The organism is Novosphingobium sp. Sphag1I, assembly GCF_056279125.1.
In genome coordinates this window covers 13731-26768 of the sequence record NZ_JBWBQS010000005.1, presented here as the reverse complement: position 1 = coordinate 26768, position 13038 = coordinate 13731, and the positions used below count along the sequence as shown (strand labels likewise).

Genomic DNA, 13038 nt, shown 5'->3' with positions numbered 1-13038 from the left:
ACCTGGGCGCGCAGTTGCCAAGCGCGCGCTTGGGCGATAGCCTGGGCCCCATGCGAAAATTCTGTAGCCTGTTGGCCTTATCCGTTGGATTGATTGCTTCTCCTGCCATGGCGGCGGGGGGCGATGCTCTCTCGATTATCACCGATTTGACCACGGATGTGGGGCAACGCCTTGGCGGCACCGACCGCGAGGCGGCGGCGCGCGATTGGGCCGTGGCGCGGTTAAAGGCTTTGGGCTTTGCCAATGTCCATGCCGAACCTTTCCCGATCAAGGGTTGGGTGCGTGGCGAGGAACGTGCCGCAATCACCGCGCCGGTTCCGCAGAAACTGGCCGTGACGGCGCTTGGCTATTCCGGGGCCACCCCGGCGCAGGGTGTGAGCGGCGAACTGGTCTATTTCCCGACACTGGACGCTTTGAAACTCGCGCCCGAAGGTTCGCTTCGGGGCAAGATCGCCTTTGTCGATCACGCGATGAAGGCGGCGCAGGATGGCGGCGGATACGGCCCGTTTGGCGCGGCCCGTCGTCAGGGGCCGACCATTGCCGCGGCCAAGGGCGCGTCGGCGCTGTTGATCCGTTCCATCGGCACCGATCATGCGCGTGATCCGCATACCGGCGTCACCCGTTTGCCGCCGCAGGGCGAGCCTTTGCCCTCGGGCGCGGTGTCCAACCCCGATGCGGACCTGATCGCGCGAATGGCCGCCAAGGGGAAGCCTTTGACCGCCAGCGTCACCTTGACCCCTCGTTTCACCGGGCAAGTGATGTCGGGCAATGTGATTGCCGAATTGCCGGGGCGTGATCCCAAACTGGCGCCGATCCTTGTTGCTTGCCATCTCGACAGCTGGGACCTGGGGCAGGGGGCGATTGATGACGCATCGGGTTGCGGCATCATCACCGCCGCTGCGCTGGAGGCCAGCAAGTCGGGCCAGCTTGCCCGCACGATCCGCGTGCTTTGGGCCGGGACCGAGGAAATGGGCGGCTTTGGCGGGCAGGCCTATGCGGCGGCCCATGGCAATGAACCCCATGCCATTGTGATGGAATCGGACACGGGCGCGGACAAGGTTTTCCGCGCGCTGTTCAAATTGTCGGCGCAGGACAAGCCCTTGGCCGAGCGCATCGGTGCCGAATTGGCCAAGATGGGCATCTATACCGGCGAGGGTACGCCCGAAGGCGGCGAGGACGTGGGCTATATCGCCCAGAAGCAGAAGTTGGCGGTCATCGACCTCAATCAGGACATGACGCGCTATTTCGACTGGCACCACACGCCCGACGATACGCTGGACAAGGTCGACCCGGTGCAATTGCAGCAGAATGTCGATGCGTGGAGCACCGTGCTGAAAATTCTGGGTTCCTATACCGGCACAATCAATCCGGCCGGATAATCACGCCCCGGCGGGCAGCGGGGGCACTTGCGCCTTTCGCTGTCCCCGGACGGCCCAATAGAGTTGCACCGATGCGCGGGGCAGCAGCGCATAGCCGACCAGATACCAAGGGTTCATGATGGCCCCCCAGTAAAATGTATCGGCCCGCGAAAACATCGCGATCATAATCGCATAGCCCCAGACCAGCAGATTGGCGAAAACGCCTTCTCGCCCGCCCAGCGAGAGCCAACCCATCAACGGCAAACTCGCCCCGAACAGCGCCCAGTGCAAAGGCAGACGTTGCAGCGGGGTGGTGTAAATCACCGCCTTCAGAAAGCCTGAAAAGCCCTGCATCGCGTGCCAGCCCTGGCTTTGAATATCATTGGGCAACCATTGCGCCATGGCCAGTTGCGCATGAATGGCCATGAACACGCCCCATGCCGCGATCAACAGCGCCCATGCGCCGACCTCGACCCAGCGCCTGTTCCATCCGGCAAACACCATGGCCAGCAAGGCAAAAGGCAGCGCCAGTTCGCGGATAAACAGGCCCGCGCCCAGCACCGGCACGACATACCACCACTGACGCGGCCAACCGATCACCCCGGCAAAGGCGACCGTTATACACAGGCCCGCCGGATATTCCTGCAACGCCATCAACCAGTCCGAGGACACCGCCGTCCCCCCCGCGGCCACCGCCGCCCCGGCCAAAAAGCGCTCGATGCCGGTCAATCGCCCTTCATGCGCGATGGCCCAGGTGAAGATCGCGGCCACCAGCATCAGGATGCACAGCTTTTGAAAACCCTTCCACCCGATGAAGGCGGCGATTTCCATTTCCGTGGGCGGGCGCATCGTTACAAAGGGTTTAAGCGGATAGTGATGCGCGCGATGCAATTCGGCGGCGGCCTGATGATAGGGCTTTCCCTTGGCCACTTCGGCGGCAATGTCGTGATATAGCCGCGCGTCGGTATATCCGCCCTTTTTCGCGGTCTTGATCGGCGGGGGCGTGACCGAAAAACACCATGCGGTCGTTGCAAGGACAAGCAAAGCGAACAGGATCGCGGCGGGGCGGGGAAGGAGAGCTATCACGCGCTCTCCTTTGGACAATCCGATTACGGATGCAAGAGCCAAGCGAATAAGTGGAGTTACCTAAACGCCGATAAGGGGTGATTTGGCGAGGGCCATATTATCAGCGCATCACACGAAACATCGGAATCAATAAGGGGACGCTTGCGTGCTTTCCGGCGATGGTTTTTCCGGCACGGCCAATTCCGGCAGGGCTTTTTTCGGTGGTAATTCAACTGCAAACAGCCTCCGGCAAAAGCTGGTCTTCTGCCTTGGCGCTCTGGCATTGGTCAGTGTGGTGCAGGTGTCGGCGGCGACTTTCCTGCATTATCGGCTCTATGCCGCCAATCAGGCGTTGAGCGCGGCGGCCGGGTCGGCTGGCGGTGTGGATTGGTTGATCATGGCGGCGGTGATCACAACATTGATCACCATTGCGGTGGGTGCCGCGACGCTGTGGTGGGCATGGACTTTTGTGTCGAGCGCGATTGTTGATCCTGTCTCGCATCTGGCCGAAAGGTTGAACGCGATGGCGGCGGGCGACTATGGCGTGGCGCTGGAAGGCGACAATCAGGGCGATGAAGTGGCGCAAATGTACGCCGCCGCCGCCGTCTTTCGCGAAACCGCCTTGGCCAAAGTTGATGCCGATGATCAGCAGAAAATGGTTGTACGCGCCCTGACCGAAGGTTTGGACAAGCTGGCCGGACAGGATCTGGAGTTTCGTATCGAAACGCCTTTCCCGCCTGAATATGAACAATTGCGCGTCAATTTCAATCTGGCGCTGGTGTCTTTGGCCAAGGCCATCGGGTCGGTGCGCGTGGGCGCGGCCAGCGTCATGGAATCCATTCAGGACATCCGCAGCGCCAGCGACGATATGGCCCATCGCAACACGCAGCAGGCCGCCACGTTGGAAGAAACCGCCGCCGCAATGAGCCAGGTTACCGATGGCGTACAGGAAACCGCGACCCGCGCGACCGAGGTGCAGCGATCCATTGCCGAAACCTGCGCCCAGGGTGATGAAGGGGCCGGCGTCATCACCCGCGCCATCGACGCCATGGCCGCGCTGGAAAGTTCGGCCACCGAAATCGGCAAGATCGTGGGCGTAATCGACGGCATCGCGTTCCAGACCAACCTGCTCGCTTTGAATGCAGGCGTAGAGGCCGCGCGTGCGGGCGAGGCGGGCAAAGGCTTTGCCGTGGTTGCCGCCGAAGTGCGCGCTCTGGCCCAGCGCAGCGCGGATGCGGCCAAGAATATCGGCCACCTGATCCATGATTCGACCGATCAGGTTGCCGGCGGTGTCGTGCTGGTGCGCGAAACGGGCGATCTCTTGCGCCTTATTCTGGGGCGAGTGGGTCAGATCAACGAAGTCATCACCGAAATTGCCACCAGCGCCGAATTACAGGCCCAAAACATCCATCAGGTTAACAATGCCGTGGGCGAATTGGACCGCGTGACCCAAAAGAATGCCGCCATGGTCGAACAGACCACCGCCGCGACGCGCGATCTGGCCAATGAGGCTGAACAACTGTCCACGCTGGTGCGCGCATTTCGCACGCGCGAGATTGAAACACGCCAGAATTCAAAAGCCAAATCCACCGCAAGGCGGATCAGCAACGCGGCGGAACGTCCCTTTATGCCCATGACCGGCAATCTGGCATTGAACCCTACGCCAACGCCGACCAATGATGATTGGAGCGAATTCTAAATCGCGCAGGGCCGGACCGGTCATCGGCCCTAATTCCCGCAATCACTGTAAAATTTACCGACATTTTACGTCTCATCCCTAATCCATGCTCAAAGCCCGCCTGATGGCTGGCGCATAATTGAGCAGGCCGATGATTCGTCTTTTCAAACATTACATCCCCCATTCGGTCATTCTGTTGGGTTTGATTGATCTGGTGCTGCTGATGATTTCGGCGGATTTTGCCTGGCGTTTGCGGGCGGACCAATTGGGCATGCCGCCGGAAAGTTTTGAAACGCGGCTTCAACCACTGATCGCTTTTGCATTGGTGATGTTGATGGCGATGATCGCGGTGGGCGTTTACGGCGCCGATGCGCTGCGTTCGGTGCGCTTTGCCTCGGCGCGGTTGCTGGTGGCGGTGTCGCTGGGCGTGATCGGTCTGGCGCTGTTCAATTCGATGTTCACCAGTCAGATTTTTTGGCGTTCGACCCTGTTCTACGCGATGCTGGGTTCGATCGCGATGCTGGTGATGAACCGGCTGATTGTGGGCGGAATTTTGGGCACTTCGGCGTTCCGTCGACGGGTGCTGGTGCTAGGGGCGGGTCTGCGTGCCCAACGCCTGCGTGAATTGGGTGATCGCCCCGAAAGCGGCTTTGCCATCGTCGGCTATGTCGCGATGAGCGAAGCAACCCCCGTGGTCGAAGAAGCGATCCCGCGCACCGCGATCCACAATCTGAAGCGCCATGTCGAAAACCTTGGCGTGTCCGAGGTCGTGCTGGCGCTGGAAGAACGCCGCAATGCGCTCCCGCTCAAGGATCTGTTGCGGATCAAGACGGCGGGTGTCCACGTCAATGACTTCTCCAGCTTTATGGAGCGCGAGACGGGCCGCGTCGATCTGGACACGGTTAACCCCAGTTGGTTCATCTTCTCGGACGGCTTTTCCTCGGGCCGCGCCTTTTCCAGCGCAGCCAAGCGGATCTTTGACGTGATCGTCAGCCTTGTACTCCTGCTGCTGACCGCGCCCATTATCCTGATTTTCGCCGCGCTGGTAAAACTGGACAGCAAAGGCCCCGCCTTCTTCCGCCAACGCCGCGTCGGCCTTTATGGCCAGAATTTCGATGTGATCAAATTGCGTTCCATGCGTTTGGACGCAGAGGTCAATGGCGCGCAATTTGCCGCCAAGAATGACCCTCGCGTCACCCGCATCGGCAATTTCATCCGCAAGGTCCGCATCGACGAATTGCCCCAGACGTGGAGCGTTCTCAAAGGCGAGATGAGCTTTGTCGGCCCGCGCCCGGAACGCCCCGAATTCGTCTCCGATCTGGAAGACAAGCTGTCCTATTATGCCGAGCGGCACATGGTCAAACCGGGCATAACCGGATGGGCACAGGTCAACTATCCCTATGGTGCCAGCCTTGAGGATTCGCGTAACAAGCTGGAATATGACCTTTATTACGTCAAGAATTACACGCCTTTCCTCGACATCCTGATCATCCTTCAAACGCTGCGCGTGGTCCTCTGGCACGAAGGGGCGCGGTAAGATGGCGGCTGGCCCCAGCCTGTGGGACTGGGTGTCCAACGCCAGCCATGTGGCCGGCGCATGCGCCGCGATTACCGTGGCCGTCAGCCTTTGGGGACAGCGCGAACGCTACAGCGGCGCGGGAAAGGCCATTGTCGCCGCCCTGGTGATGACCGCGCTGTGGTGCCTTGCCGTGGCGGCCGAGGGCGAACTCAGCCTTGTCGCGCAGGGGCTGATGGGCCTGCGCAATCTGACCTATCTGTGGGCCACCTATGCCATGTTCGCCAGCGATGGACGGCACACCAGCCTGGCCGAGGTCGGGCCGGTGGTGGCGGCGCTGTGCCTGGTCGATATTCTGGTGCCGACGGTGCAATTCATCGAGCATCGGATCAACCCGGCGCTGCTTAATGAAGTGGCGCTGTATCAATTGAACATCATGCTGGCGATGCTGGGCGTGGTGGGGTCGCTGGTGCTGGTCCACAACCTCTATGCCAGCGCGTCGAGCAGTTCGCGCCAGATGTTGCGTTGGCCCGCTTTGGCGCTGGCGGCGGTGTGGGTGTTTGAACTCAACCTGTTTACGGTCGCCTATCTGGCCAAACATTGGCCGGTCGAACTGGCCTCGCTTCATGGGCTGCTCGATGTGGGCTTTGCGGGCATTCTGGCGCTGGGCGCGATGAAGGGGCGGGAACCGCTGCGCCTGAAACCTTCGCGGACGGTGACGTTTCAATCGATGTCGCTGATTGTGATCGGCGGCTATTTCATCGCCATGATCGCGATTGCCCGTTGGCTGGCCAATGCGGGCGGCGAATTGGGGCGTTGGTGGCAATTCAGCTTCCTGATCGCTTCGATTTCGGCGGCGGCGCTGCTGCTGCCTTCGCGGCGCCTGCGCGGTTGGATGCGGGTGATGTTCACCAAGCATTTCTTTCAGCACCGCTATGACTATCGCGAGGAATGGCTCCGCTTTGCCCGCACCATCGGGGGGCAGGGCAAGGATGCCGCCCCATTGCACCAGCGCGCGGTACAGGCGATGGCCGATATTACCGACAGCCCGGCGGGCCTGCTGTTGACGCCCGATGAAACGGGCGAACTGGTGCTGGCCGCGCGTTGGCAATGGTCGACCGCCGATGTTCCGGCCCAAGCCATGGGGTTGGCCGCCGCCCACTTCCTTTCCGCCAGCGACCATATCGTTGATCTGGATACCGTGCGCGCGGGCGCGCCGGGAACCGAGATCATGGGCATCCCCGATTGGCTGCGTGAGGAAATCCGCGCATGGGCCATCGTCCCGCTTCAGCATAATGGGCGTTTGGTGGGCGTGGTCATCCTGGCCCGTCCGCCACAGGATCGCCAACTGGATTGGGAAGATTTCGACGTTTTGCGCGTTGTGGCCCAACAGATCGGCACCTATCTGGCCGAGCATCTGGGGCAACAGGCCTTGGCCGAGGCGGCGCGTTTCGATGAATTCCATCGCCGCATCGCCTTTGTCATGCATGACATCAAGAACCTGTCGAGCCAGCTTGCCCTGTTGGCCCGCAACGCCGAGCGTCATGCGGAAAATCCGGCCTTTCGCGCTGATATGCTGGTTACTTTGCGTAACTCATCCGACAAGCTTAACCATCTGGTCGCCCGCCTGTCGCGTTATGGTTCCAGCACGGTGGACAAGGTCGAGCCGGTTGAGGTGGGCGAATTGGCCCAGCAATTGGCCGAGACTTTCCGCGTGAGGCACAATGTTCAGGTGATCGAGCGCGACGAATGCACCATCGCGGGCCAGCGTCACAGTATCGAACAGATCTTGACCCATCTGATCCAGAACGCCGTGGATGCCAGCGCGCCCGAAATGCCGGTGTTTGTTTCGATCACCGGCGACGGGCTGTTTTGTCGGATCGAGATTGTCGATTCCGGACATGGCATGGCGCCGGAATTTGTCCGCAACCGCCTGTTCAAACCCTTTGATTCCTCGAAACCCGGCGGTTTTGGCATTGGCGCCTATGAAGCGCGCGAATTGGTCCGAGCGATGCACGGGCGGTTGGACGTGGAGAGCCGCGAAGGGATCGGCACACGCTTCATCATCCGTCTGCCTTTGGCCAGCGCGGCCGAAATCTTGAAAACTCTGGATAATGAAACAAAGGTTGCCTGAAATGAGTGAGACGCGCCCCAAATTGCTGGTCGTCGAGGACGATCCGGGTCTGCAGGCGCAGCTCAAATGGGCCTATGAGGATTTCGACGTGATCGTCGCCGGGGACAGGGCCAGCGCAATGGCAGCTCTGCGTTCCGAGGAGCCGGCGGTGGTGACGCTCGACCTTGGCCTGCCGCCCGACCCGGATGGCACCAGCGAGGGCTTTGCGGTGCTGGACGAAATCATGGCGTTGAAACCCGACACCAAGATCATCGTGGCCAGCGGCCATGGCGCGCGGGAAAGTGCGTTGCAGGCGATCGAGCGCGGGGCTTATGATTTCTATCAAAAGCCGATGGATTTTGACGAAATGGCGCTGATCGTGCGCCGGGCCTATCGGCTGCATCGGTTGGAGGCCGAAAACCGCCAGCTTGCCTCACGCGCGGGCAAGGATAATCGCGTGCTGGGCACGATGATTACCGCGGCGCCGGAAATGCTGCGGGTTGCGCGCACGATTGAACGCGTGGCGGGCACGAATGTGTCGGTCATGCTGCTGGGCGCCAGCGGCACGGGCAAGGAATTGCTGGCCCGCGGCCTGCATGAGGCCAGCGGGCGGGCAGGGGCCTTTGTCGCGATCAATTGCGCGGCCATCCCGGAAAACCTTCTCGAATCCGAATTGTTCGGCCATGAGAAGGGCGCCTTTACCGGGGCCATCAAGACCACCGAGGGCAAGATCGAGCAGGCCCATGGCGGGACGCTGTTCCTGGACGAAGTGGGCGATATTCCCTTTGCGCTTCAGGTCAAATTGCTGCGGTTTTTGCAGGAACGGGTGATCGAGCGGATCGGTGGACGGCGCTCAATCGCGGTCGACACTCGTATTGTTTGCGCGACTCATCAGAACCTTGAGGCCATGATCATCGATGGCCGGTTTCGCGAAGATCTGTGGTACCGGCTGGCCGAAATCGTGGTGAAGATCCCGTCGCTGTCAGAACGTCCCGGCGATGCGGGACTGTTGGCCAAGGCCTTCCTTGTGCGTTTTGCCAAAGAAATGAACCCGCAGGTCAAAGGCTTTGCGCCTGATGCTCTGGCGGCGATGGACGCATGGAATTGGCCCGGCAATGTGCGCGAACTGGAAAACCGGATAAAGCGCGCCGTCATTATGGCCGATGGCAAACTGGTCCATGCCGGTGATCTTGATCTGGCCGCGCCGGGGGCCGAGGAGGATTTTCCGCTCAACCTGAAATCGGCGCGGGAAATGACCGATCGGCGCGTGATCCGCCATGCTCTGGCGCGTAGCGAGGGGAATATATCGTCGACCGCCAAGCTGCTCGGTATCAGCCGTCCGACGCTTTATGATTTGCTGAAACAGTATGACATGCAGAATTGATGAAAAGATGTACCATATCGTACAATTTTCCGTCTGCGATTTCGATTGTCCGAAATGAAAAAGGGCGGCCCGAAAGCCGCCCTTCCTCTCCCATTTTTTCTTCCGCCGCCCGATTTACACAGAAAGTGCGGGGCTTCAATGGCGGCGCAGCACTCACCGGGTAATTTGCCGCCTATTGTGGCAAACGAACCACACTGGCACCCTTAGTTCGAGATTAACCTTCTTCCCGCCGGTTCAACCGAACCGAGGCCCAAAGCGCCGCGCCGATAAGAACGGCACCGATCAGACCCGTCACGGTTTCAGGAATTTCGACCAGCGCCGAACCCAACATGATCGCCGCCAGCGCAATGATCGCCCAAAACGCGCCATGTTCGAGGAAGGCATATTCCGACAGCGTGCCTTGTTCGACCAGCATTACCGTTAACGAACGCACAAAGATCGCGCCGATCGACAGGCCCAGCGCGATGATCACCATATTGTTCGACAAGGCAAAAGCACCGATCACGCCATCAAGGCTGAACGAGGAATCGAGCACGTTGAGATAGAGGAAGCCGCCAAGCCCCGACCGTACAGCGGTCCCAGCCAGCGCGCGCGCCGCCTCACGGCTTTCCAGATAATGGCCCAGCCCCTCCACCGCGATGAAGGTGATGATGCCAAAGATGCCCGACACCAGCAAAGTATAGGCCTCGTCCGCGGGCAGCCAGCGTCCGATCACGACAAGGGCCAGCAGCAAAAGCGCCACTTCGCCCGCCTTGATCGACCCGACCAGTTTCAATCGCACCTCGACCCAGCGCAGCCAATGGGTTTCCTTGTCCGGATCGATGAAAAAGCCGAGGCCCACCATCGCCAGAAACGCCCCGCCAAAGCCCGCAATCGGAATATGGGCATGGCGCATGATCGCCTCATATTGCGCAGGTTGGTTGAGCGAGAGATGGATCGCCTCAATCGGCCCAAGCCCGGCAGTCAGCCCCACGATCAGCAGCGGAAAAGCCACGCGCGTCCCAAACACCGCAAATAACATACCCCATGTCAAAAAGCGCTTGCGCCAGATGAGGTCCATGTCTTTTAGAACGGCGGCATTGACCACGGCATTGTCGAAAGACAGCGACACTTCCAGTACGGCCAGCACCAGCACGACCCAGAGCATACCGCCCACCGCCGAAACCGATGCGGTGTCATTCCACCCATAGGCCGCGGCCAGCGCCAGACAGACCGCGGAAAAGATCAGCGATCCGCTGAAATGGCGAAAAAATTGAGCCACTTGAGAATTACTCCGAAGGATCAGGTTTTGGGCTGATAGGTTTGTTCGATGCCGGGAAAGCTGCGTTCGCGCACTTCCTGGGCGTAATGGGCGGCGGCGTCGGCAATCAATGTTGCGACATCGGCATAGCGTTTGACGAAGCGGGGAACACGCTCGAACATCCCCAGCATGTCCTCGGTCACAAGGACTTGCCCGTCACATTGCGCCGATCCGCCAATGCCGATGACCGGGCATGCGACCGCCTGTGTGACGGCGATGGCCAAAGGTTCCACCACGCCCTCCACCACAATGGCAAAGGCGCCCGCATCGGCCAGAGCGCGTGCGTCGCCAACGATCTTTTCGGCTTCCGCCTCGCTGCGTCCGCGCGCGCCATAGCCGCCGAGCTGGTTCACCGCCTGCGGCGTCAGGCCGATATGGCCCATCACCGGAATGCCGCGTTGCGAAAGGAACGCGACCGTTTCGGCCATGGCGACGCCGCCTTCCAGCTTGACGCCCGCGCATCCGGTTTCGCGCAGGACGCGTGATGCGGTTTCAAACGCCTGAACAGGTGACGCTTCATACGTGCCAAAGGGCAGGTCAACGATCACCGCCGCATGCCAGCTGCCCCGGACGACCGCCGCCCCATGGGCCACCATCATGTCCAGCGTAACGGGCAGGGACGAGGGCAGGCCATAAATGACCTGGCCCAGCGAATCGCCCACCAGCAAAAGGTCGCAATGCGCGTCCAGCAATTGGGCCTGGCGCGCCGTATAGGCCGTCAGCATCACCACAGGATCGGCGGTGACGCCGTCCACTTTACGTTGGCGTATGGCCGGAATGGTCAGGCGGCGCATCGGCGCGGGCGTGGGATGGGCCCGGCTGGTGGCGGTATCGATCTGAAAGGTCGTAGACATGGGCGGCTTCTAGCCCGGCAGAGCGCATCGGGAAAGTGCGATGAATGACCTGTTCATAAAGCGCGAAGCGGGTGACAGGCGATCCGCTTTGAGGCAAGGTGGTTCATCAGACGGGGGACTACGCATAATCCGCCCTTGCGAATGTTGCGCGATCCGTTAATTTTCTTTCCCATTGCTTATTGCGTTCAGGGGAACTGCATGTTCGGTCGCGTCAAGCCGTTGGATGCCATATTGGCCACGGCTGAGAAAAAATCACTTCATCGCTCGCTGGGCGCCTTTCAATTGACCATGCTGGGTGTTGGCGCGGTGATCGGGACGGGTATCTTCGTTCTGACCGCCGAAGCCGCACAAAAGGCTGGCCCCGGCATGATGATCAGCTTCATCATCGCTGGTCTTGTCTGCGCCGTGGCCGCGCTGTGCTATGCCGAAATGGCCAGCATGGTGCCGGTTTCCGGCTCTGCTTATACTTATTCCTATGCCGTGATGGGCGAACTGGTCGCCTGGATGGTGGGCTGGGCGCTTATTCTGGAATATGCCGTGGCCGCTGGTGCGGTTTCGGTCGGGTGGTCTGGCTATGTCGTGGGCCTGATCGAGCATGCTTTCCATATCGATATTCCCGATATGCTGGTGCGCGGCCCCTATGACGGCGGCGTGGTAAACCTGCCGGCAATGTTGATTGCATCGCTGGTGACATGGCTGCTGGTGATCGGGACAAAGGAAAGCGCGTCGGTCAATGCCGTGCTGGTGGCTATCAAAATCACCGCGCTGACGCTGTTTGTGGCGCTGTCGGTTCCGGTCATCAAGATGCAGAATTTCGATCCTTTTGCTCCGCTCGGCTTTGCCGGCATCGGGGCGGCTGCGGCGTCGATCTTCTTTGCCTATGTGGGTTTTGACGCGGTTTCCACCGCCGCCGAAGAAACCAAGAACCCCCAGCGCAACATGCCGATCGGCCTGATCGGCAGCCTTGCGATCTGCACGATCTTCTATCTGCTGGTGGCCTCTGGCGTGATCGGTTCGGTCGGCGCACAGCCCGTGTTCGGGCCCGGTGGCGTTGAACTGGAACCCGGCAGCCGTGAATTGAGCGCCGCCTGTTCGGCCATTGGCGATCAGGCCGTTGTCTGTTCCAAGGAAGCACTGGCATGGACGCTGCGCACGATCGGCTGGCCCCAGATCGGTAATCTGGTTGGCCTTGCCGCCGGCCTTGCTTTGCCCTCGGTTATCCTGATGATGATGTTCGGCCAGACCCGCATCTTCTTCGTGATGAGCCGTGACGGCCTGCTGCCTGAAGTCTTTTCGCGCATCCACCCCAAGTTCAACACGCCCCACGTGATCACGATCATCACCGGCGTGTTTGTGGCTCTTTTCTCGGCCTTTTTCCCGGTCGGTCTGCTGGCCAATATTTCTAACTCGGGCACGCTGTTTGCCTTTGCGGCGGTTTCGATTGCCGTGATGGTCATTCGCAAGAAAGACCCGCATCGTCATCGCCCGTTCCGCACTCCGGCGCTGTTTGTCACGGCGCCGTTGTCGTTTTTGGGCTGCCTCTATCTGTTCTACAAGCTGGACGTGAAGAGCCAGATGCTGTTCGGGATTTGGGGCCTGATCGGTCTGTTTGTCTATTTCACCTACAGCCGCAGCCGTTCCTATGTCGGTCGCGGGATCATCGATGTTCATGAAGATGACGCCGATGCGCCGGATCTTCCGGTGCCGCCGCTTCCGGGCGTTGATTAAAAGAAAGGGCGGCCTGATCGGGCCGCCCTTTTTGATTCCGGG

General features: G+C 60.5%; 9 protein-coding genes. 6 read left to right on the top strand and 3 right to left on the bottom strand.

Translation table 11 applies throughout. The features are described 5' to 3' along the window. Positions 1-107 precede the first annotated feature (107 nt). Positions 108-1379, top strand: a complete 1272-nt coding sequence (locus ACZ9HU_RS06790) for a M28 family peptidase (RefSeq protein WP_476103737.1) — start codon at positions 108-110, stop codon at positions 1377-1379. On the opposite strand, the gene ACZ9HU_RS06785 is transcribed toward ACZ9HU_RS06790, so the two are convergent. Then, a complete protein-coding gene (locus ACZ9HU_RS06785; protein ID WP_476103735.1) occupies positions 1380-2444 on the bottom strand; it encodes a hypothetical protein in 1065 nt (354 codons plus the stop codon). Between the two features lie 145 nt (positions 2445-2589). Here ACZ9HU_RS06785 and ACZ9HU_RS06780 point away from each other — a divergent pair, with 145 nt between their 5' ends. From ACZ9HU_RS06780 to prsR, 4 genes are all read left to right on the top strand, one after another. Then, positions 2590-4122 carry a methyl-accepting chemotaxis protein gene (locus tag ACZ9HU_RS06780; RefSeq protein ID WP_476103733.1) on the top strand — a complete coding sequence of 511 codons (1533 nt, stop codon included), beginning with the start codon at positions 2590-2592 and terminating at the stop codon, positions 4120-4122. Between the two features lie 130 nt (positions 4123-4252). Then, complete coding sequence (locus ACZ9HU_RS06775) at positions 4253-5638, top strand: TIGR03013 family XrtA/PEP-CTERM system glycosyltransferase (RefSeq protein WP_476103730.1); 1386 nt, start codon at positions 4253-4255, stop codon at positions 5636-5638. A 1-nt stretch (position 5639) separates the two neighbouring features. Continuing rightward, a complete protein-coding gene (prsK, locus tag ACZ9HU_RS06770) occupies positions 5640-7751 on the top strand; it encodes an XrtA/PEP-CTERM system histidine kinase PrsK (protein ID WP_476103728.1) in 2112 nt (703 codons plus the stop codon). Position 7752: 1 nt separating this feature from the next. Further along, on the top strand, positions 7753-9114 hold the full coding sequence (gene prsR / locus ACZ9HU_RS06765; RefSeq protein WP_476103726.1) for a PEP-CTERM-box response regulator transcription factor: 1362 nt from the start codon (positions 7753-7755) through the stop codon (positions 9112-9114). A gap of 214 nt (positions 9115-9328) precedes the next feature. Here prsR and ACZ9HU_RS06760 read toward each other — a convergent pair whose 3' ends face one another. After that, positions 9329-10375 (bottom strand): DUF475 domain-containing protein, encoded by a 1047-nt coding sequence (locus tag ACZ9HU_RS06760; RefSeq protein ID WP_476103724.1) that lies wholly within the window; start codon positions 10373-10375, stop codon positions 9329-9331. Between the two features lie 20 nt (positions 10376-10395). Continuing rightward, positions 10396-11268, bottom strand: a complete 873-nt coding sequence (gene panB, locus ACZ9HU_RS06755; RefSeq protein WP_476103722.1) for a 3-methyl-2-oxobutanoate hydroxymethyltransferase — start codon at positions 11266-11268, stop codon at positions 10396-10398. Between the two features lie 198 nt (positions 11269-11466). On the opposite strand from panB, the gene ACZ9HU_RS06750 reads away from it, so the two are divergent. Beyond that, entirely contained in the window at positions 11467-12996 is a 1530-nt protein-coding gene (locus ACZ9HU_RS06750) for an amino acid permease (protein ID WP_476103720.1), read from the top strand. The last annotated feature ends 42 nt before the right edge of the window (positions 12997-13038 follow it).